This is a genomic window from Candidatus Aminicenantes bacterium (genome assembly GCA_026393855.1).
GTDB lineage: Bacteria > Acidobacteriota > Aminicenantia > Aminicenantales > UBA4085 > UBA4085.
Genome location: JAPKZJ010000123.1, coordinates 1 through 21199, shown reverse-complemented (window position 1 = coordinate 21199; position 21199 = coordinate 1). Strand labels below are relative to the sequence as shown.

At 56.6% G+C, this 21199-nt stretch carries 15 protein-coding genes and 1 pseudogene; 5 read left to right on the top strand and 11 right to left on the bottom strand.

What is annotated here, in order from left to right; translation table 11 throughout:
• Positions 1-38 precede the first annotated feature (38 nt).
• Positions 39-818 carry a hypothetical protein gene (locus NTZ26_15030; GenBank protein MCX6561813.1) on the top strand — a complete coding sequence of 260 codons (780 nt, stop codon included), beginning with the start codon at positions 39-41 and terminating at the stop codon, positions 816-818.
• Here NTZ26_15030 and NTZ26_15025 read toward each other — a convergent pair.
• From NTZ26_15025 to NTZ26_14995, 7 genes and pseudogenes are all read right to left on the bottom strand, one after another.
• Entirely contained in the window at positions 809-2560 is a 1752-nt protein-coding gene (locus NTZ26_15025) for an ATP-binding protein (GenBank protein MCX6561812.1), read from the bottom strand. The genes NTZ26_15030 and NTZ26_15025 overlap by 10 nt on opposite strands.
• Positions 2557-3237, bottom strand: coding sequence for a response regulator transcription factor (locus tag NTZ26_15020; protein ID MCX6561811.1), 681 nt, complete (start codon positions 3235-3237; stop codon positions 2557-2559). Before NTZ26_15020 ends, NTZ26_15025 begins: the two co-directional genes overlap by 4 nt.
• Before the next feature lie 82 nt (positions 3238-3319).
• A pseudogene (pstB, locus tag NTZ26_15015) lies at positions 3320-4060 on the bottom strand (phosphate ABC transporter ATP-binding protein PstB).
• A gap of 25 nt (positions 4061-4085) precedes the next feature.
• Complete coding sequence (gene pstA / locus NTZ26_15010) at positions 4086-4937, bottom strand: phosphate ABC transporter permease PstA (protein MCX6561810.1); 852 nt, start codon at positions 4935-4937, stop codon at positions 4086-4088.
• Positions 4937-5830, bottom strand: a complete 894-nt coding sequence (gene pstC, locus NTZ26_15005; GenBank protein MCX6561809.1) for a phosphate ABC transporter permease subunit PstC — start codon at positions 5828-5830, stop codon at positions 4937-4939. The genes pstA and pstC overlap by 1 nt, the downstream gene beginning before the upstream one ends.
• Before the next feature lie 127 nt (positions 5831-5957).
• Positions 5958-6869, bottom strand: a complete 912-nt coding sequence (locus NTZ26_15000) for a phosphate ABC transporter substrate-binding protein (GenBank protein ID MCX6561808.1) — start codon at positions 6867-6869, stop codon at positions 5958-5960.
• Between the two features lie 34 nt (positions 6870-6903).
• A complete protein-coding gene (locus NTZ26_14995; GenBank protein ID MCX6561807.1) occupies positions 6904-7980 on the bottom strand; it encodes a hypothetical protein in 1077 nt (358 codons plus the stop codon).
• A gap of 354 nt (positions 7981-8334) precedes the next feature.
• Between NTZ26_14995 and NTZ26_14990 the strand changes: the two genes are divergently transcribed.
• On the top strand, positions 8335-10194 hold the full coding sequence (locus NTZ26_14990) for a M28 family peptidase (protein ID MCX6561806.1): 1860 nt from the start codon (positions 8335-8337) through the stop codon (positions 10192-10194).
• 65 nt (positions 10195-10259) lie between these two features.
• On the opposite strand, the gene NTZ26_14985 is transcribed toward NTZ26_14990, so the two are convergent.
• Both NTZ26_14985 and NTZ26_14980 read right to left on the bottom strand, forming a co-directional pair.
• Positions 10260-12656, bottom strand: coding sequence for a glycoside hydrolase family 127 protein (locus NTZ26_14985; GenBank protein MCX6561805.1), 2397 nt, complete (start codon positions 12654-12656; stop codon positions 10260-10262).
• Between the two features lie 39 nt (positions 12657-12695).
• Positions 12696-13727, bottom strand: a complete 1032-nt coding sequence (locus NTZ26_14980) for an SEC-C domain-containing protein (protein MCX6561804.1) — start codon at positions 13725-13727, stop codon at positions 12696-12698.
• A 1014-nt stretch (positions 13728-14741) separates the two neighbouring features.
• On the opposite strand from NTZ26_14980, the gene NTZ26_14975 reads away from it, so the two are divergent.
• Entirely contained in the window at positions 14742-15053 is a 312-nt protein-coding gene (locus tag NTZ26_14975) for a hypothetical protein (protein MCX6561803.1), read from the top strand.
• Positions 15054-15165: 112 nt separating this feature from the next.
• The gene (locus tag NTZ26_14970) at positions 15166-15807 is read left to right on the top strand and encodes a hypothetical protein (protein ID MCX6561802.1); all 642 of its coding nucleotides are present in this window, start codon (positions 15166-15168) and stop codon (positions 15805-15807) included.
• A gap of 1537 nt (positions 15808-17344) precedes the next feature.
• Here NTZ26_14970 and NTZ26_14965 read toward each other — a convergent pair.
• Positions 17345-18451 carry a hypothetical protein gene (locus tag NTZ26_14965; GenBank protein MCX6561801.1) on the bottom strand — a complete coding sequence of 369 codons (1107 nt, stop codon included), beginning with the start codon at positions 18449-18451 and terminating at the stop codon, positions 17345-17347.
• An 866-nt stretch (positions 18452-19317) separates the two neighbouring features.
• On the opposite strand from NTZ26_14965, the gene NTZ26_14960 reads away from it, so the two are divergent.
• Entirely contained in the window at positions 19318-20295 is a 978-nt protein-coding gene (locus NTZ26_14960) for a DUF4263 domain-containing protein (protein ID MCX6561800.1), read from the top strand.
• 763 nt (positions 20296-21058) lie between these two features.
• On the opposite strand, the gene NTZ26_14955 is transcribed toward NTZ26_14960, so the two are convergent.
• On the bottom strand, positions 21059-21196 hold the full coding sequence (locus NTZ26_14955; GenBank protein ID MCX6561799.1) for an ATP-binding protein: 138 nt from the start codon (positions 21194-21196) through the stop codon (positions 21059-21061).
• Between the last annotated feature and the right edge of the window lie 3 nt (positions 21197-21199).

Genomic DNA, 21199 nt, shown 5'->3' with positions numbered 1-21199 from the left:
GGAGGACGGCGCAGCCGGATTCTGCTAGAATACGGGACATGGCCCGCAAGGAATCCGCCTCCGGCTCCCGGCGCCAGCGGGTTTCCTGGCGCTTGAAGCTTTCCCTGGCCCTCGTCGTCGCATCCGCGGCTACGTATGGCCTGCACTACCTGCTGTTCCGCGATCTTCACCACATCGCCATCTACCTGGTGGGCGACATCGCCTTCCTCTTCCTCAACATCCTGGTCGTGACCCTGGTCATCGATGGCATTCTGGCCCGGCGGGAGAAGACGGCCCTGCTGCGGAAGATGAACATGGTCATCGGGACTTTCTTCAGCGACGTCGGCTTCGAGCTGCTGGGCCGGTTTCCCAGCCTCGTGCGGAACGCGGCCGATCTGGCGCCCCGGCTGGCTTTCGAGCCCCGCTGGCAGAAGAAGGACTTCCAGGCGGCCATATGTGAAGCCCGCGAATTCGCCTATGACGTCGCGGTATCGCCCGACTCGCTGATCTGCCTGCGGGATTTCCTGCGTCGGCACCGCGAGTTTCTGCTGCGGCTGCTCGAAAACCCGAACCTCTTGGAGCACGAGCGGTTCACCGACCTTCTCTGGGCGGTCTTTCATGTCGTCGACGAACTGGAAATGCGCGGAGACGCTTTGGATCGCCTGCCCCCCTCCGATATGGCTCACCTGGCCAACGACGTGAAGAGGGCCTTCTCGCAGTTGGCCGGCGAGTGGGTGGCCTATGCCCAACACCTCAAGGCGAGCTATCCTTTCCTCTTCTCGCTGATCGTCCGGGTCAACCCCTTTTCGGCCTCGCCCTCGCCCATCGTTCAGGACTGAGCCGGCGCGGCCGGTTCGGCCGGGAGGCGGACGGTAAAGGTCGTCCCCTTCCCCTCCTCGCTGCGGAGCGTAATCGTCCCGCCGTGGAGCTGGACGACGTGCTTGACGATCGCCAGCCCCAGCCCCGTCCCGCCCAGCTTGCGCGAGCGCGACTTGTCCACGACGTAGAACCGCTCGAAGACGCGGGCCTGGTTCTCGGGCGGTATGCCCGGTCCCGTATCCGACACTTCAATCAAGGTATCGCCCCCCTCGCGGCGGAAGGACAGAACCACGCGGCCCCGGTCGGTGTACTTGACGGCATTGTCGATGAGGTTGTGGAGCATGCGCTCCAGCAGGTCCGAGTCCGCGGTGAACGGGGGCAAGCCGGGCGCCGATTCGACCCGCAGCTCGAGGCCCTTGGCCGCCGCCCGAGCCTGGTAGATCGGGACCACTCGGGCCGCGAGCTCCGGTCCGGTCAGAGGCTTGAGGTCGAGCCGAAAGCTGGGAGCCTCAAGCTCGCCCAGCTTAAGGAGGTCATCGACGATGCCGCCCAGCCGGCCGGCGTTGCGCTTGAGGATCTCCAGCGCGGCCGCGTCCCGGGCCGGGCTCGGGTCGATCTCCAACAGCTCGGCCGCCCCCAAAACGGCGGCAATCGGCGTCCGCAGCTCGTGCGAGGCGTTGATGACGAAGTCCTTCTTGATGTCCTCCACCCGGCGCAGCTCGGTCAGGTCCTGCAGCAGCAGCACGACGCCGTCCTGATGCGGGAGATAGCTGAGTGTGCAGAGGTAGCTGCGCTCATCCAGCCGGAGCTCGCGGCGCAGGACGCCGCGCTCGGCCCGAACCAGGGCCACCAGCTCCCGCAGAGCCGGCCGACGCAGAATCTCCCAAAAGAACTTGCCTTCGGCGCCGGCTTCCCGAGTCATGGTCCGGAAGGCGTCGTTGGCCAGGATGATCCGGCCGTCCTTGTCCAGGACCGCGAGTCCTTCCTGGATGGCGCCGATCGTCCGAACCAGGTTGTCCTGCTGGCGGGTGGCGTCGGCGAACAGGGCCGTCAAGCGTTCGGTCATCAGGTTGAAATCGGCGGCCAGCGCACCCAGCTCGTCGCGCTGGCGAACCTTGACCCGGACGGAAAAGTCGCCTCCGGCCACCCGGTCGGCGGCCAGGCGGAGACGGGCCACGGGCTTGGCGAAGTGCAGGGACAACAGGACGGCTCCGACGAGCGTCAGGGCGATGACGGCCAAGGCCGCTCGGAATGTCGCAACGCGGTTGTGGCTGATGAACTCGTCGATGCCCCGCATATACTGGCTCAGCCGCAGGACGGCCCGGACGGAGCCTCCCTTGACCAACGGCATGCCGATATAGAGCATTCGGGCTTCCACGGTATAGCTGAAGCGCAGCGACTCGGCCACCCGGCCCTGCAGCGCCTCCGCGACTTCCTGGCGATACCGATGGTCTTCCATCACGGCCGGATCTTTTTCGGAATCGGCCAGGACGCGACCAGACGGATCGATGACCGTGAGCCGGGCCCCGATCGTCGGGCCCAGGGCCTTGAACCAGACGTCGAGACCGTGTTCGTCTCCGGCGTCGAGGCGGGCTTCGACTTCGGCTTGCAGCGTCCGGCCCAGGGACTCCAGGTGCTTGGACGTGCTGATCTCGACGCTCCGGCGCATGGAGGCAAACGAAGTCAGGACGATCGGCAGCGTGCCCAGCAAAATGACGACGACGAAGCCGGCCAGAATCTTGAGAAAGATGGTCTGTTTCATGGTTCGACTTTGTACCCGACACCGCGGATGTTTTTGACCACAAAAGCCGCCGGCCCCAGCTTGTCCCGCAGGTTTTTGATATGGACGTCGACCGTCCGGTCAAGGACGATCTTCTCGTGGCCCCAGAGCTCGTCCAGGATCTGTTCCCGGGTCAGAACGCGGCCTTTCTTGGAGGCCAGCAGGTGCAGAATGCGGAATTCCGTCGAGGTCAGATCCACGAGAGCCCCTTTCCAGCGGGCCTCGAAGCGCTCGGAGTCGAGGACAAGATCCTTGCCGACCGCAAGCGGCCGGCCCTCTTCGGGCGCCCCGCTGCGCCGCAGGACGGCCTTGATCCGAGCCGCCAGCTCCTTATGGGAGAAAGGCTTGACGACATAATCATCCGCGCCCAGTTCCAGCCCGATGACGCGGTCCGTCTCCTCGGCCCGAGCGGTGGCCATGATGATCGGGATGGACCGCCAGTCATCGGATTGTTTCAGCGTCCGGCAGACGTCCAAGCCGCTCATGTCCGGAAGCATCAGATCGAGAACGATGAGATCAGGCCTTTTCTTGGCCAAGGAGCGGAAGAATCGTTCGGCCTCGCCGAACGTTTCGACCCGGAAGCCTTCCCGGCGAAGATGCTCCGCCGTCAGAGCCGCCAAATCGGCTTCGTCCTCGATGATGGCCACGAGTTCGTTCATATTCGACCTCCCCGGCGTTTTCGTTTATAGCCCAAAAGGCGGGGGAAGTAAATCGACGCGGGCCCGGCGAACAGGTCGGGGATCATCCAAACCGCCCCGTAATGTAATCCTCGGTCATTTTCCGGGCCGGCGCGGTGAAGATCGTCTTGGTATCCCCGAACTCGATCAGCTCGCCCATCATCAGGAACGCGGTGAAGTCCGAGACTCGGGCGGCTTGCTGCATGTTATGAGTGACGATGACTACGGTATAGTCCGTTTTGAGCCGCTGGATGAGGTCCTCGATCTTGGCCGTGGCGATCGGATCGATGGCCGAGCAGGGTTCGTCGAAGAGAATGACCTCGGGCCGGACGGCCAGGGCCCGGGCGATGCACAGGCGCTGCTGCTGCCCGCCCGAAAGGGAGAAAGCGTTTTCGCGCAGGCGGTCCTTGACCTCGTCCCAAAGGGCGGCTTCGCGCAAGCTCCGCTCGATCACCTCGTCCAGCTTCTCGCGGTTCCTGTGGCCGTTGATGCGAAGCCCGTAGGCGATGTTGTCATAAATCGATTTAGGGAAAGGATTGGGCTTTTGGAAGACCATGCCTACTCGCCGCCGCAGGTCCACGGGGTCCGTGCCGGGGGCATGGATCTCCTCGCCGTCTAAGAGGATCCGACCGGCAACCCGGGTCCCGGCCACGACGTCGTTCATCCGGTTGAGGGTCCGGATGAAGGTCGATTTGCCGCAGCCGGAGGGCCCGATGATGGCCGTCACGGAGTTCTCCGGGCAGGATAGGTTGATGCCCTTGAGGGCCTGCTTCGGCCCGTAATAGAAGTCGAGGGTCCGGGCTTCGAGCTTGGGTCGGGCGGACATGACGTTATCTCCTCCGGCGGCGCAGCCGGTAGCGCAGGACGACCGCGGCCATATTGAGGCCGAGAACCAGGACGACCAGGACCAGGGCGGTGCCATAGGCCAGCGGACGAACCTTGGCGATGTCGTGATGCTGGGTGGCCATGATGTAGAGATGGTACGGCAGAGCCATGAACTGGTCGGAAAGCGACTTGGGCAGGAAAGGCAGGGAGAAGGCCGCCCCGGTGAACATGATGGGCGCCGTCTCCCCGGCCGCCCGAGCCAGCCCCAGGACGGTGCCCGTCAGCATGCCCGGCAGGGCATACGGCAGGACATTCGTCCGGATGGCCTGCCATTTGGTCGCCCCTAGAGCCAAGGCTCCCTCCCGATAGGAGTTGGGGACCGTTTTGAGGGCTTCTTCCGAAGCCGTGATCGTCCAAGGCAGCGTCATTAGCCCCAAGGTCAGGCCGGACGAAAGGATAGACGTGCCGAACTTCAGGAGGTTGACGAAAAGAATGACCCCGAACAAGCCGTAGACGATCGAAGGCACGCCGGATAAGTTGCGGATGGAAAGCCGGATCAGCCAGGTGAAGCGGCTTTGGCGGGCGTATTCGTTCAGGTAGATGGCGGCGAACATCCCGACGGGGATGGCCAGCAGGGCCGTCACGATCGTCACCAACAAAGTCCCATAGATGGCCGGAAAGATCCCGCCTTCGGTCATGCCGCGGCGCGGCGCCTTGGTTAGGAACTCCCAACTGATCACACCGGCGCCCCGGCGGATGATGTCGGTGAGGAAGAGGGCCACGACCGCCAGGACGATCAGGACCGAGAGGCGAAGCGCCCAAAAACCGAGGAATTGGACGAGGGACTTGCGCCGGATCATGCTTCCCGCTCCTGGTACTTGCGCAGGACGACGTCGGCGATCATGTTGACCAGGAAGGTCATGAGAAAGAGGACCAGTCCGATGGCGAACAGCGCGTAATAGTGGGTGGTGAAATAAGGCACTTCGCCCAGCTCGATGGCGATGTTGGATGTCATTGTCCGCAGGCTATGGAACAGCCCGGTCGGGAAGGCCCGGGCGTTGCCCGTGGCCATCAGAACGGTCATCGTCTCTCCGACGGCCCGGCCCATGCCGAGCATGACGGCGGCTATGATTCCCGACAGGGCGGCCGGAAGCTTGACTCGGATCAGGGTCTGCCATTTCGAGCCGCCCAGGGCCAGGGAGGCTTCCCCATAGGCGATCGGGACGGCGGCCAGCGAGTCTTCCGAGATGCTGATGATCGTCGGCAGGGCCATGACGGCCAGGAGCAGGCTTCCGTTCAAGCCGATCAACCCGTGGCCCAGATGGAACAGCTTGGCCAAGCCCGGCCCGATCAGGACGATGCCCAGAAACCCAATCACGACCGAGGGGATCCCGGCCAGGATTTCGACGACGGGCTTGACGATCTCCCGGACGCGCCAATGCGCAACGTCTGAAAGGTAGGCCGCGACGCCGAGGCCGATCGGGACGGCGATGGCCATGGCGCCCAGGGTGACCAGGATGGAAGAAACGATCTGCCCCAGGATGCCATAACTTTCCTTGAGCGGGGACGTCGGATCCCAGGTCTTGGTGAAAAGAAAATCCTGCAGGTTGATTTCTTTGAAGGCCGGAAACGCGGAGACAAGGAGCAGGAAGAATATCCCGGCCAGGACGACAACGGCTAAAAGTCCGTTGAGGAGGAAGAAGCCTTTGATGGACTTCTCTTTCAGGTTCCGCAGCGCTCGCTTGGTCATATTTCACTCCCCCTTAGGGAGTCTTGTCGGCAGCCTCTTTAGGATTCGGCCCCGGAGGCGGGCCCGTCGGCCCGTCCCCGGAGGCACAGGACAAGGGCCTGGGGCCCTCGCCCTTGAGGCTGCGGACTCACTTCAGGTTCTTGGCGTTCATCTCCACGTACTTGGCGCCGATGGCGTAGAAACCCTCGCGGGCAACGATCTTCTGGCCTTCGTCCGTGAGGATCCAGTTGATGAATCCGGCCGCGACGGCCTTGGGCTTGCCGTTGGTGGCCATCCACAACGGGCGGGCGATGGGATACTGGGCGGAATCCACGGCGGCCTTGTCCAGGGGGGAGAAGGCTTGGGCCTTGGCGTCCTTGTTGATGTTCAGGATCTTGAGTCCCTTCATCGGCTTGCCCGTGGCTTTGTCGACGACGTAGCCCACGCCGACGTATCCGATGGCGCCGGTGTCGGCCAGGACGCCCTCGATGATCTGGGCGTTGCCGTTCATCTCCTTCATGGCCTGGGAGTAGGGCTTGTTGCCCATGACGTGCTCCATCATGAAGGTGTAGGTGCCGGAGTTGGACTGGCGACCGTAGAGGCTGACCACGGCGTCGGGGCCGCCGAGGGCTTTCCAGTTGGTGATCTCGCCGCGGTAGATGGCGCCGACTTGGGTCATCGTCAACTGGGTCAGGGGATTTTTTTCGTTGACGATGATACTGAGGCCGTCCACGGCCACGGCGAACATCTTGACCTGTATGCCCTTCTCCCAGGCCAGGTCGAGCTCTTTCTGTTTCCAGTCGCGGCTGGTGTTGCAGATGTCGCAGGTGCCGTTGATCAGGGCCGTAACTCCGGTGCCGGAGCCGCCGCCCAGGACGGCGATCGGGGACTTGGGATTCTTGGCCATGTATTCTTCGGCCAGAATCTGGGCCAGGTTGATCATGGTGTCGGACCCTTTGATCTGGAGGTAGCGACCCTGGGCCGAAAGCAGGACGGGGGTGAAGACGGCGGCCATGGCCAGGCAGGCCAGAACCACCCACTTGATCCATTTCACGCTCATGAGGTTATCTCCTTTTTAATTGAATGCGTCATCATTAGAAGCTGAGGAAGAAGGTCAGGTTGGCGACGATGTCGCCCTTGCGGGAGTCGTTATACTTCCAGATCCAGACGTTCGGCTGGAGCCGTCCGTAGCTGCCCCAGGCGAACCAGTCTAAGCCGACGATGATCAAGCTCATATCCTTGATGGAATCGGAGACATTCGGCTGGTAGGCGTCGTAGCGGGCGAACAGGCCCAACTTGTCGGGGGTGATCTTGTAGGTGGCGAAGGCCGACCAGCCTCCGATCTTGTTGGCCAGGGTCTTGTTGTCGTAGCGGAACCATTCGAACGAGATATTCAGGTTCTTGATCATGTCGAAGCAGGCATCGAGCTTGTAGGTCGAGGCGCTCTTGGCCGAGCCATCGGCCAGGGGCTGCTTCTCGTAGTCCGTGAAGCCGACGACGCTGAAACCCCGGATGGGGACGATCTGGAGGTAGCCGCTGACCTTTTTGTACTTGTCGGTTTCCGGGTGCGAGTAGGCGGCGCCGTTGTGGAAGCCCAGGCCGAAGCGCAGCTCCTTGGAGAGCGTGCCCTTCCAGGTCACGCCTAGGTCGGCGCTGGTCTGCTTGATGTCCACACCGGTGATGTCCTTGTAGCCGTCCAGCAGCGTCTTGGCCACCGAACGGTAGCTCCAGCGCTCTTCGGCCAGCTTGAAGGAGATGGTCTCGATCATGCCGATGTTGACCTTGGACTGCAGGAAGTCGTTGCTCCACTCGATATAGATGTGCTTGATGAACGGCCGGAGCTTGTCGTCCTTCGAGGTCGTCGATTTGACGAAGTTCACCGAGGTGATGTTGGCCGTGTTGTCGGCGTCGGTCCGGAAGCGGAACTTCAGGTAGTCGCTGATCTTGTTCTCATAAGTGAAATAGGCCCGGCGGAAGGCAAACTTGTTGCTGAGGGCCTGCGCGCTCGGCGTGCCCGTCAGGAAACCGTCGTTGGACGCGTTGGTGGAGTAGTCGAAGTAGATCGTGGTTGTGAATGTCTGCGGGGGCGCCGGCGGCGTCTGGGCGGCCATCCATCCGGCCGCGGCCAGAATCACCCCGGCGGTCAGAGCCAGCTTTTTAAAACCTGTCATTTTACGATCCTTCTTGGCTGATGATCTTGGTCCTCCCGGCCGGTCGGTGCACCGACGCCCCGGCCCGATGGAGGACTCCACCTCCATGAAGTGGAAGTCAGAATAATCTCTCGCGGTTAAGGTTCGATGAAGCCCGGATGAAACTTCCGTTTTCCCCTCGCTAGACACGATCAACCCACTTTAATAAGCGGGCTAACTAAGGTTGACTTCTAAATCTATTATTATCAAAGCCCTATAATTCCAGGCGCGGGTGAGGAACCGGAGCGCCCGGCGGATCAAGAAGGAATGGGAAGAAAACTCAGATGGCGATCGTCAAAAGCCAGACGGTGAAGTCTAAATTATCAGGAGGTCGGAATGAGAAAGAACGCGTGGATCATCGTTCTCCTCTTCACGCTGCTCGTGGCTGGCCGGGCCCAGATGCCCCCCCAGCAGGCGCAGATGAAGCTCGAGGACGTCCAGAAGGCTCTCAGCCTGGTCGACAAACCCCAGCCCGTGCCCGATAAGTACAAGGTTGGGTTCGATTCCATCAACGCCAAGGACACCATGGCCATGTTGACGTTCCTGGCGTCCGATTGGATGGAAGGACGCGAGACCGCGACCAAGGGCTACGCCCTGGCCGCCGATTACGTTGTCTCGCTGTTCAAGATGTGGGGCATCAAGCCCGGCGGCGACATGCCGCAGGCCGGCTTCGGCGGCCAGCGCGGCGGCCAGCGCGGCGGCGCGGCGGCGACGCCCCCCGAGCGCAGCTACTTCCAGAACTTCGCCTTGAAATCGACTTCGGACGTTCAGAGCTCGATGGCCCTGGAAGTCAACAAGTCCGGCGCCCTCAAGTCGCGGATGTTCCAATCCGGCGTCGACTACCAGGCCATGGGCCGTGGCGGCGGAGAGCCCGGGTCGCTCACGGCGCCCGTCGTCTTCGTCGGCTACGGCATCCAGGAGCCCTCGATCGGCTGGGACGAGCTCAAGGGGCTGAACCTCAAGGGCAAGATCGTCCTGCTGCTGACCGAAGCGCCCGGCAAGGACAATCCCGCCTCACCCTTCAACGCGACCAAGGAGCTGAAGGACAAGTACTTCCCGGCCGGCGGCGGCCAGGCGGCGTTCGCGGCCATGGGTCCCCGTGCCGGCGGCCCGGCTCGCTTCAACAAACTGGACGCGATCCAGAAGCTCGGCCCGGCGGCCATCCTCCAGGTCCAGAACACGGGCAAGGATGCCGACACCTATCGGAACCTCTCGGTTCCCCCCGTCGTCCACGTCAATGACGACCGGCCGATCATCAACAAGCCCCGCGTCAGCCTGGCTATTCCCGGCGTCAGCGGCGGCATGATGGGCGGAGGCGGTGCAGCCGCCATGACCATCACTCGGGACATGGCCAACGCCATCCTCGAGGCCACCGGCAAGACGATTGACGACCTGAAGGGCCAAATCGAGACGGCCAAGAAGCCCGCCTCGATGGACGTGGCCGGCGCCAAGATGACCATGACCACAACGGCCAAGACGGGCCTCGTCCGAGCCACCAACGTCATCGGCTACATCGAAGGCTCCGACCCGACCCTGAAGGCCGAATACTTCGTCGTCGGCGCCCACTTCGACCATAACGGCATCTGGGGCGATTACATCTGGAACGGCGCGGACGATAACGGCTCCGGCTCCGTCGGCGTTATGAACATCGCCCGGGCCATCGCCTTGAATCCCATCAAGCCGAAACGGACCATCGTCTTTGGTCTCTGGGCGGGCGAGGAAGAGGGGCTGCTGGGCAGCCGCTATTACACCCTCAACCCGACCTTCGCCATGGACAAGACCATCGGCTACTTGAACTACGACATGATCAGCCGGCCTTATGACGCGACCACGATCGCCCGCACCATGACCCGCTACAGCGTCCCCGGCGCCGAGGAGCTGGTCAAGAAGATCCGGGCCCCCTGGTTCGTAACCCTCAGCTGGACCGAGGGCACGCCGCTGGCCGACATCGCCCGCGAAATGAACGCCTACGTCGGCCTCGACCTGGCCCTGCAGGGCAACGCCCTGGGCGTAGGCTCGGGCGGTTCCGACCACGCTTCCTTCGCCGGGGTCAAGAAGCCGTTCGTGTACTACATGGCGGCCATGACCACCGACTACCATCAGCCGAGCGACAGTGTCGAAAAGGTCTCGGGCGAACTGATCGCCAAGATCAGCCAGCACGGCTTCCTGACCATTTTCGCCTTCGCCGACAGATAAGAACCGGACCGCAGAAGATCTAACGGCCCTCATCCCGGCCATAAAAAGCCGGGGTGAGGGCTTTCTTATTTCGCGCGGAGAACGCGGATCCCGTAGATCGTTCCCGTCTCCTGGCCCGCCAACCCCTCGAAGCGGACGGTGACCTTGGCCTTCCCGGCCGCGGCCTCGGCCGGGACATCGAACTCGAAATCGAAGAAGCCTTCCTTCTCCTGCGGGCTACGGCGGGCGATCCGGGCCTCCCCCACCTTGCGGCCGTCGATGAGGACGGCGAAGGCGCGATCGGCCCGTTCGTCCCGATTGCAGGTGAGGATCAGTTTGAGCGCCGAACGCGGATCCACCGCCAGGTCGAACGAGAACCAGTCCGCCGCCCGGCGGCCGTAGCGGCCCTGGTATTGGACGGGTGAAGTCTTCCCCCCCTGCTGGTTGAAATCGCGTTCGCTCTGCATTTGGCCCGGTTGGACGAAAGCCACGGTCGCCGCCTCGAGGCGTTGGGCGGCATCCCGCGCCGCTTTCAGGTCTGCCGCCAGTCGATCCCATTTCGGCGTCGTCAGGATATCCCAGGTGGCGGTGTAAATGCGACGATGCAGGCGGTAAAACGGAACCAGGTCGACGTCGCGATCACGCCCCGCGCCGACGGTTCGAAAGCGCGCCGGATTTCCCGGGACGGCTTTGATCCAAGCCGCCGGAGACGGCTCATCCGTCACCAGGATCGGCGTTTCGGGCCCGGCCGACGAGGTGTCATTGGCCTCCTCGTCGCTCGACCGCCCCGCCGGGATGGCGCCCAGATCGCCCGCCAAAACCAGGGGGCCCCACAGGATCGCCGCCCGGTCCGGGTTGTCGGGAAGAGGCTCCAACCGGAGAGACTTGGGCAGGCTCCATTCGATTTTATCCCCCGCCTTCCATGTTCTCCGGATGCGGATATAAGTACCCGCCGGACCGATATCTTTGAGGACGACGCCGTTGACTTTGACGGCGTAGCCCTCGCCGGCCCAGAAAGGCCGGCGCAAGGCGACTTCGAACGTCCGAGGCGCCTTCGCCTGTATGGTCAGGGCGGCCTCCTCCCCTTCCGGAAACGTCGTCGTCATGGCCAGCCCGATATCGGCGGATCTCCAAACCGCCGTCGAGGGGACAAAGAGATTGATCCAGAGCGTGTCCCCGGACTCGTAATAGATGCCGTCGCCGTGCAGGGCGTGGCTTTCCATGCCCGAACCGACGCAGCAGGTGAAGTCCCTTTGCATGTCCTGGTATTCCTTGCGCACGCCGCGGCCGACCGGAACCATGTAGCAGGTGGCCCCGTCGGCCGGGTCCATCGATCCCAGGACGTGGTTGAACAAGGCTCGTTCGTGGAAATCGGCGTATTTCATTTGGGGATCAAGCGCAAACAGCGTGCGGGTCATCTTGATCATGTTGTAGACATTGCAGCTTTCGGCCGTGCGGCCCTCGGTCATGGCGTCCGGCTTGTCCGCCTCGCCGAAATACTCGTTCCGGCCGTGCCCGCCCGTGGCGAAGCTGTGGTGAAGGGCCGCCCGCTCCCAGAAGAACCGGGCCGCGGCGCCATCCGGTTCGCTGCCCGTGGCGATGAAACGGGACAGCGTCCCGATCATCTTGGGCACGATCGTGTTGCCGTGCTTGCCGCGCAGGATGTCCTCTCCGCGGGCCAGAGACTCGATGACGGCGCGGTGGCGGAACTTGTCGGCCAAGGCCGGCCAGCGGGCGTCGCCGGTGTCGAGGCCGAGGTCGATCAGGACTTCGTTCATGCCGCCGAACTCGGTGCCCAGCATCTTCTGGATCTGCTCGTCGGTCAGCCCCGACAGCACCCCCTCGGCCCAGGCCGCGAATTTGATTTCGACGTCCAAGGCGGTTCGGTTCCCGGTCCAGCGAAAGGCATCGCGCAGCCCGGCGAAGATCTTATGCTGAACATACCAAGGCGACCACATTCCGTTGAGGTCGAAGCCGCCCGAACGGATGTCGCCCGCGGCCAGCTGCCCGTAGAGCGTCCGGCCGGGGACTTTGGCCCGATCGGTCTGGGCGCCGATGTAACCGTCGCCGTGCTTGTCCTGGACGGCCTTGAGCTCATCGACTAGTCTATCCGCCCGCTCTTTGAATCGCGGATCCCCGGTGGCCGCCCACATTAGGCTGACGCCCGAAAGATAATGTCCGGCGATATGGCCCGTCAGTTGGCGGTCCGCGCCGTCCCACCCCCCATAGCCTTCGGCTTTGAGGGCCAGCCCGGCGGATTGGCGCAGGAAAGCCATCATCCGATCGACCTCCAGCGAAAGCAGGTAGCGGCCGTTCTGGTCCTGAGCTGTTTTGAGCGGACCGCCGGTCAGCCGGACATCGGACAACGGCAGGGACCGGGCTTTGGCGATGATCGCGGCTTTGACGGTTCCGTTCCCATAAACAGAAGATATGAGAACCGATCCTATCGATAACAACAAGGCTGGGACGACATTAAGTTTCACGAAACACTCCTCATATGAATTCTTTTGAGGGCAATCGGTTCAATGGACAAGCAGCCGAGAAGGGACTTCCGTTTTCCATGTCATCAAGCGATCGAAGAATCCGTTCACTTGCAGAATACGTATATGTCCCAGAGGATCACTTCGCTCTTGAACATCGATGAGCCCGAAATAGCCGCAGAATCGCTCAATAAAACGCAGAGCAAAACAGTCGTCGATGATCGAGAAGATATTTTTCCAAGGTGACTGTACTTCAGCGAGAATCCGAGGGAAGGCCCGTATGAAATAAGGGCTGAGAGAATGGCTGGCGACGGATTGGCGCGCCTTTTTATGAAGAAGATAAAGCGAAAATAAAGCCGCCCGCTGGATAATCTCAAATTCCGGATATCGATCTTGATAACCCCAGTTGAATCGGCATATATAAGAGGATAAAAGATCCAGATAATTAGATGCGGACAAGCCGACGTCAAGGGCCTTCCTCCCCTTCTGAGTTAGACGAAAATATCCTTTTGACTTCCTGACCCAGCCGACAATCTCAAGGACCAGGCGCAACGTGTGGACATCCAAGGAATCCGTTTCTGTTCGGAATTTGATGTATTTCTTCAGTCGCGACCGGTCCAGCTCTTCGAACAGGGCTTTGGCAAATTCGCGGGGAAGATTCCCGGTAGCTGTTGCCTTCAGGGGCTCGGCGCCCGCAAAGGCATCTAGGAAACGCCGGACATCCTTAACGATTGGAATTTCCGTTAGAATTTCCGTTTCATAATCCGCGTTGAACCGAACGATATCCGATGTGTGTGTGAAAGGGAGATCGATCAAACGATGAATCTGATCCGATGACAAGCCTAAAAAATCCGCCCGCGGTTCGGAATTTCGCCTAGTCCAGTAGACGCGGAGGAATTCATTAGCCGCCTCGAGAGAAGAGAAATCCTTCCGAGCCATGATTTTCTTCAATTCCTCTTTCGAGTTTTGGAGCGGATTTTCTCGGCTTTTCTCGATATGCCGATTGAGGCAGCATTCGACATATCGTTTTCCCGACCCGCAAGGACATAACGCTTTTTCGTAGGCTTCTTCCATTTTATTCGCTCTATTTTCAACCACTTAAGCAGATGCGGCTAATCGAAGAGTTATCATGATCGCATTTTCAAGCATTCTTCATCGCATAGATAGCAGCCAGTCCTTGAAGTGTTTTATTGTCCGAAATCGCATCGTGGGAAATAAGAAGATACAACGACGGCTTGCCTCCATTTTCTTTCTCATGGGCTGTGGCGCCGGCAATCGAACGGGATAGGGACTCGATCGTCCCGGACGGATCACGGAGCGTTAGAAGATGAGCCCAATATTGGCTATGACAAGTAGTTGTCATTCGGGCTCACTCAGGAGAAATGATACGAGCATGGATTTCGCGATGGCCGTTCGCGCAGAGCAATACGCATTTGTTTAATTCCGCTTTGGTCCTCTCCCAGCTACGAGAATGCCCGCGGGCGGATATTCCAAAATCTTTTGAATCTGAAGAAATGTGGTGGAATTCTAGCGCTTCAAGGCACCGATCATAGCCGCAACGAGAACACTTCCCCCCTTTGTACGCTATGGCTAATTGCCGGATTTTCTTTCGCTGTAGCTGAACGGCGCGCAACAAATATTCGCGACGGGATCGATATGAACGCTTTTCCCCTGTCACTGGCATGACTAAGCTCCCAACGATCAACTGGGAATAATCATATACCAAGAGTCAGCACATTTCCAGAATAGGAAATTGAGGATAACTTGCGGATAATAAAAATTGGCTCCCCCGTATTAAAGATTATTTAACTTATATCCGACACAATTCCCAATATTTACAGATCCAGGCATTGCAAGGCCTCTGTTCGCAAGAAGCTGGAATATAGCTGGAGGATGCAATGTTCCCCATGCCTCCCTCCCGGCTCGGCCACAGCGGCCGGAGCCCGCCCTTTGGCCTCCTGGTCAGCAGGATGCTGGGATAGGCCCAACATTTAAAATCTAAAAATCCACGAGGAGGCATATCTATGGATGAGTCGGAGAGGGCCGGAAAGGGCCAGTAATGGTCCTAGGCTCAAAGGAAAAAACACGATGAAAAAAAATTCGGCAAAGAAGAAAATTTTTCCGGAAGTACGTGAACGACCAAAGGGGCATCATTCGAAAGGGCCACATCGCAATCGTATTTCCAAGGGAGAACCGGATTTGATAAGTCAGAATGGTCGATCAGTATACGATAAGCTGCTTATTAAGCTCAGGTTTTTGCAGGTGTTCTTTGCCCGGATGGCGGAGAGTACTGATTCCAATAAAGAAATTAACGATCTCAACAAAAAGCTGTCCCGGGGTCTAAGCGTGATGCTCACGGAGCTCTCTGATATATACCTTAAGGATCCAGACATTAACTAGATTTTACCTCCAGCGGAGTAAGTGCAGACGGCGACGGGAGGGGCACGAGTCTCAATTTTTAAAGAGATGACTGCCCCTCCCCCCTCGTTGACGCTGGCAGCTGGGTATAGACGTGAAAAAAGTAATCTTTTTGCAAATAAAAGCGGATCAAGACGCGGCAAAACGGCGCGGGCGGCCTCGGCAAACCTTCTTTGACCAGACGCCCCAAGCCCTGAGCAGAGACCCGAACATAAGCTCTGGGGCTAAAGCCCTCTTTGCCCTCCTCCACGGATACTGCCCGCAGAAGCGCCTCCAGAATCGCCCGGAAGTCGTCATCACAAAAGAAAGGCTCGCGAAAGACAGCGGTAAATCAGTTCGCAGGATAGATATCCGGGTCAATGAACTGAAGGAGAAAGGCTGGATCGACGTCCAGCGCCAAGGGCGCAAGCAGCCGAATAAATATGTCCTGAACGCGGCACCTATGAAGTTGCTGGTGGCATGGAAAGGCAAATGTCCACGCCCCGCAATATATGACATTTTCGGCAAGGAATATGATCCATATTCTCGGGAAAGATATCGGCGCGAACTAGCCGCCATTTACGGCAATAATGGATCAAAATTATCCGAGAAAGAGATGATTGCATTTTTTGGCCCTCCCCCGGATATTGAGGATATACCCTGTGCAGATCTTGGTGAAAGCGGAGCGGTGCGTAAAGACTACCCTGTTTTCCCCGAAAGTGACGATGCATTTCTCGCACATACAGATCTTCCCTGAACCCCTGGAAGTAGATCGGATTCCGGCCTTCTTTATAGCTCGGATTACGCATTTTGTAAGATACTTATATTAATATAATTAACCCCTGGTGATGCGTCGTTTCCGACGCCCGTAATAAACAAAGAGGGCAATGGTGGAAATTTCTTTTTTAGATTCTTATGCGGCGCGGCATTTTCGCGCCGCAGCCCGCTTCGGGCTCTGTGGATTGCAACAGAGGTTCTTCTAATATGCCTCCCTCACGCTCGCCGCGGTGGTCGGGGCCTCTGGCCCCCGCCCACCGGCCTCGCTTCCGGTCGGCATGCGCCGAAACCGGCGCAGAAGAAAACCCGAGCCCCCCTGGGGAAGGAATACCCGAGAAATTTTTCTGCGAAACAGAACGCAACGTCACAATGGGACAGTGGGTATTCGTTATGAAAGTGCGAGCTGCGATGCGCTCAGGCTCTGAGATCTTCCCCCTAGCGGACTAATCGAGAGCAAGAGGGGCATGGCCTTCACCTGGACGGTGTTGCATTAAGCCTGCAAAATGAATTGCAGGGGCCTTGATCATGCGGAGAGTGGCGGAGGAATTCTCGGCTCAGCGGTGATCTTCATTCTCTTACCCCAGCGGTCAGGAGGGCAATTCGATTCTCCCTTTGAATCAGCTGTATTCCAGCTTAATAGTGATCGAATCCATCAGAGGAAACGTTGATAAAAGGTCGGGCTTATTACGATGATCTTACTCGTTGCAGGGCGCGAAACGGAAAACAGGTATAGTATGGCTAAGAGGAAATAAAATATCCTCACCATCCGACCCAGGGCGGACTTTGATAACCGGCCTATAAACCGCGTGAAGGCAAAACCTATTAGAAAGCAATAAAGGCCATCGGGAACCACAGAGGCAACCGATGGCCATGCGATATCTATTCTACGGGCGCAAGGTTACGGCCTATTCCCAGATTAGAAGATGAGAACGCCTGTACTTCTGTCTATTTTGATCGGGCGGATTCCATTCTATCCAGCGTCAGTATCCGGGCTCGTTTTCCCAGGCTGCCGAAGAGTTTGCTTTTTCTTAGGTTATTAAGCTGCAATGAGAGGTAGGTTCTGCTGAAAGGCCGAAGCGCCTCCGGAAAGGACAGGAGGATCGCCTTTATACCCCCCCCAGAGAGTCCATATCAGGCCGATCGCAGCGGGGTAGAATAATTCGGCCGCGAAAAAAGATCGCCCGTCCTAGGGCTCCTGGGGCGTTATTTCGAGGGAGATCAAGGCCGTTTTCGTTCTCCAAGCGCGGGGGATAGTCACTTTCGGCCGGATAACATTCTACTCCAGCGGTGCTTTCCGTCTTTATATCCTTACTACGGGCTGACGGATAAGTCCACTTGCCCAAGTGAAAAAGTTTCAATGCATGGCTCAATACTATTAAGAGAAGTCTCTAACAAGAACAATGACAGTGCCGATATAAGATCGATTGACCTAAGCCCGACAAGAAATGGGAATTATCCGCACTTATTTAAGAAACTTACGGTTCGAGGTGATTACATTGGATTTTTGGCCGCGCAGCTTATTTTGATACCGGAAGGCGATAAATCGCTCTTCGCAATATAGATTGCGTATCCCCGCTTATGTCTGTCGAGTTGTCATTCGATAATTCGAATTTTTGGGGACCCTTATCTATCAGAATAGAATAATTCCAAAATATTTCGTTTAGACCAATTTGAGCGATCCCGACAACAAAATATTTCCCTTTTGGCAAAATTATTTCGGCGTCGCCGTTTAGATTCGTTTTAAAAGTCGTTATTATGCTCTCGGAGAATTTTTTTTGAAATTCAGTGAAGCTGTTTTCGAGGTTCGCGATTCTTTTCTCTTCTAAGGATGCAGCTTCTTGTGCTGATTGTTTTTTATCTTTATCGCTTATTTCCGAGACTCTTTTCGCCAAATCTGATTTTAGGGCCTCGATTTCTGACTTAATAGAATTAATACTGGCCCTTTTCTTTTCGATCTCAACCCGCAGACTATTTAAAGGAGCGTCAATCCTCCTAAAAGAATCCAATACTCCTAGAAAGCCGGTATGTAAGCCAGCCCATTCTTTTTTTAGCCCGGGTTGCCAATCTTGGCTTGTTATTTTTTTATACAGCGCTTCCTGTTCGATGATAGCGGAACGAATTTCGGCATAACTTCTATTTCCTTCATCGAATCGAGTGAAGCCCCCTCCATACTGTAAGCTTAGATCACATGCTAATTTCATGTTTTGCTTAAGAGCCGGCAATAGAGTTTCTATTTCAGCTTGCTTTTCATTTTGGAGTACGGAAAGCCGCTCGTTCAATGAGTTGATTTGATTATTCAAAGAAATAATTTGGCTTTGTAATGTCCTGTTTTTATTGTCATAGTCAATCTGGTTCTTGACATTGTTCTCGATGTCTTGATGTTGTAAAAAATTATATGACGCATTTCCGGAAGCTTCCGTTTTCGGCAATATAGTTAATATATCTATTTTAGAAACAACGAAATCTTGTCGTGCCACGTTTTTTACGTCTCCGGATTTCATCACCACGCCCACTTTTAGATTGATTTTAGATCCGTGTAGGGTAAGTTGAGCCGAACGATCCGAACAGCTCATCATTAATAATGGGAGCAAATATATTGCAGCCTTGGACGAATTGATCTTCATTTGCCTCTCCTTGAACATTGATAATTTTATAGCCCTTGGAAATATTCATGTCAACCGAAGAATTGATGCGTCTCTGGCGATTCCAAGCAGGCATTATCACGAAGAACCCCTATTTTCAGAGCCCCCCCTATGAATGTTCAAATCAAACGGATGTCGTGCATGCCGCCTTGAACGTCCGTATAAGGGTGATCGCAGCGAGGTAGCAAATCCCCGACCCGAGGGAAAGCTCGCCTATTCTAAGCGCTACTAGCGCGTTTTTTGGAGATACAGGGCTATATCCATTCAGTATTTTAGAAATTTGGGCTTTTTGTCAGGATTTATTCGGAAACTAAGCCTAAATCTCTTATCAAATCCCGGCATTATAGAATACTTAGCGGTAGTTTCACCAACGAAGCTAGAATTCTATGGGGAATGATCTCTTTTGCCGGTGATAGTTATAGAATATTTATAATTTTATATAATTATTAACCATTTTCCCTTGCAATAAGATCAGGCTCGTCGAATTTACTGAGACGGCCCGTCTGCCACTTTTGAAGTGAGGCAATAATATTAGGCTTCACCCGTCCCGCTGTTTTTCAAGGAAGTCCTGGCCGGAGACGCTATAGGGCCTTCCTTCGGCTCATCCGCCCCCCCAACTGTTGGCCCCTCCTGCTGCTCTCCGGTAAAATGGAGCTCTGGACGCTCCCGGCGCTACTTGGGAGGCATCTGGCTGCCGTCGTTATCCCCTAGCGGGTAATGCGATTCATGTTTGACAGCACCGTCCGCTCGGCTGTAGCATCACATCATGATATAAAGAATCCTATCATTATCTTAAGCGGGAAATCCCGCGCCGAGTAATGAAATAATGGATTATTTGGGGAGAAGTCATGCCTGAAATACGTACTTCAAGAAGCGGAATAGATTATTTATTGGGCATACTGAGAGACCGACCGACCGTAATTACTAGAGTTTCATTTTGGGGAATTCCCCGGTCATCAGGTTGCTCAGACGTTGCCCTCAAATTAGGACGCTATAATAGAATTAGAACTTCTACAGGGCTTGAATTTGAAAAAGCTGAGAGTGAGCAACCACGGAGTGAACTCACACTAGATACGGAGGAATTTCTCAACCTTGTTAACTTTCTTCAGGAGAACTATGCCCCATTCCAGAAGGGCATCAAGCAGTACGTCCCGATAGATGGACGATTCGATGAAAAAGACGTAGCTCATTTAAAGGCGATCTTTGAGAACCCTGAACAGCAAGAACTTATTGATTTCATAGTAAGCCATGAAATTATTCCACAAGATCTTGTTTTGGCTCTTGAAAACATTAACCGTAAAAACGCAGTCGAAGAATTCGAACATATGCTTGATATTGATATCGTAGAGCATCGCTGGCAAAAATGGTTCGAACAAAATGACTGGGTACTTGGAACAGAATTTGTACGAATACTCGACGAACGTGATATTGATATTGACAACATCTCTGATTTTCTAATGCAGGCTTATGACGGTTTCCTTGATATAGTTGAAATCAAACGACCAGAAGGTGCTCTAAAGTTTTGGATGGATAGCCAAGATCACGGGAACTATATCCCTTCATCGGATCTAGTAAAAGCAATAACCCAAGCTTCCAGATATATATATGAGGTCGAACGAGAAGCAAATAGCATAAAATTCCTTGAGCGTGTAGGATCTGTCAAAACAGTTAAACCTCGATGCATATTAATTTTCGGAAGGTCGTTTGATTGGGACGAGAAGAAATGCGAAGCATATAGAATTCTTAACTCAAGCTACCATAATCTTACGATTCTCACCTATGATCATGTTCTGGATAGGGCAAAGCGTATTGTTGGAATCGAGTAAATAATGCGACTTCGCCATAGCAAAGTTGAAAATGTGATGACGCGGCTCTCGGTTTCCGACCAGGTCGCGATGAAAGACTTAAGCGGCTGAAACTCATGCAAAAGGCCATGGATTTGGCGAATGCGGTGATCGCGAAAGGGCACGCCAACCGTCTTGGGTTTTTCCGCATATCATTCGTATCGATCGGGCCATCGATCTTAAGAAATCCGCGACGAGTCCCAGCATGAAACTCATTCTTTTCCTTGGGGCGGGAGTATCCGTACCGTCCGGCCTGCCAAAAGTGGACCGGCTGACGCAGATGATCCTTCATGACCCATACCACCAGGATCGAGATGGGAACTTCATTTCGGGACGCAATCCAGACGCCACGTCCCAGCAGATATATCCAACTCCAGTTATTCGCACGTTTCTCCGATGTATATACAAGTATGACGAGCGCGGCACTAAGAATGCCGTTTATCGAGGAGCGCCTACCTATGAGGATTTGTTTTCGCTCTGTGAGGCAATAAAGCTGTGGCACTTAGGGCTGGCAGATAACTCGATCCCAACTTCATTCGTCGAGTCGATTGAGCGTGCTGTACGCCCGATACTGAAGGGAAGGAGTTTCGAGGCTCGAGTACGCGATCTGGGCTCTCTTGTAGGCGGCAATCAAAAGGGAGCCAAAAGCGGCAAGGGTGGCGCCGTGCGGAAACCGCTTAGTCCGAGGTTCTTCCCGCTTTTTCGTTTCCGGGCCGCAGTATAGGGTTCTCGTTGGGTTCGAATCTCACTTCTGGCTCCGATAGGACCTCCCCTCACAGATGATGAAGCGGCCGTTTAAGCTGAGCCGGTCGAGGATGGCCGAAGCGGTGACCGAATCAAAGATCTTGCCCCACTGCGAAGGGATGAGGTTAGTCGTGACGATGGT

What these genes read in the sequence shown, in the direction of transcription:
- NTZ26_15000 (MCX6561808.1), bottom strand. Translation starts at nt 6,869, where the DNA reads ATGAGCGTGAAATGGATCAAGTGGGTGGTTCTGGCCTGCCTGGCCATG.
- pstC (MCX6561809.1), bottom strand. Translation starts at nt 5,830, where the DNA reads ATGACCAAGCGAGCGCTGCGGAACCTGAAAGAGAAGTCCATCAAAGGC.
- NTZ26_14975 (MCX6561803.1), top strand. Translation starts at nt 14,742, where the DNA reads ATGAAAAAAAATTCGGCAAAGAAGAAAATTTTTCCGGAAGTACGTGAA.
- NTZ26_14995 (MCX6561807.1), bottom strand. Translation starts at nt 7,980, where the DNA reads ATGACAGGTTTTAAAAAGCTGGCTCTGACCGCCGGGGTGATTCTGGCC.
- NTZ26_14990 (MCX6561806.1), top strand. Translation starts at nt 8,335, where the DNA reads ATGAGAAAGAACGCGTGGATCATCGTTCTCCTCTTCACGCTGCTCGTG.
- NTZ26_15025 (MCX6561812.1), bottom strand. Translation starts at nt 2,560, where the DNA reads ATGAAACAGACCATCTTTCTCAAGATTCTGGCCGGCTTCGTCGTCGTC.
- NTZ26_15030 (MCX6561813.1), top strand. Translation starts at nt 39, where the DNA reads ATGGCCCGCAAGGAATCCGCCTCCGGCTCCCGGCGCCAGCGGGTTTCC.
- NTZ26_15020 (MCX6561811.1), bottom strand. Translation starts at nt 3,237, where the DNA reads ATGAACGAACTCGTGGCCATCATCGAGGACGAAGCCGATTTGGCGGCT.
- NTZ26_14960 (MCX6561800.1), top strand. Translation starts at nt 19,318, where the DNA reads ATGCCTGAAATACGTACTTCAAGAAGCGGAATAGATTATTTATTGGGC.
- NTZ26_14980 (MCX6561804.1), bottom strand. Translation starts at nt 13,727, where the DNA reads ATGGAAGAAGCCTACGAAAAAGCGTTATGTCCTTGCGGGTCGGGAAAA.
- NTZ26_14965 (MCX6561801.1), bottom strand. Translation starts at nt 18,451, where the DNA reads ATGAAGATCAATTCGTCCAAGGCTGCAATATATTTGCTCCCATTATTA.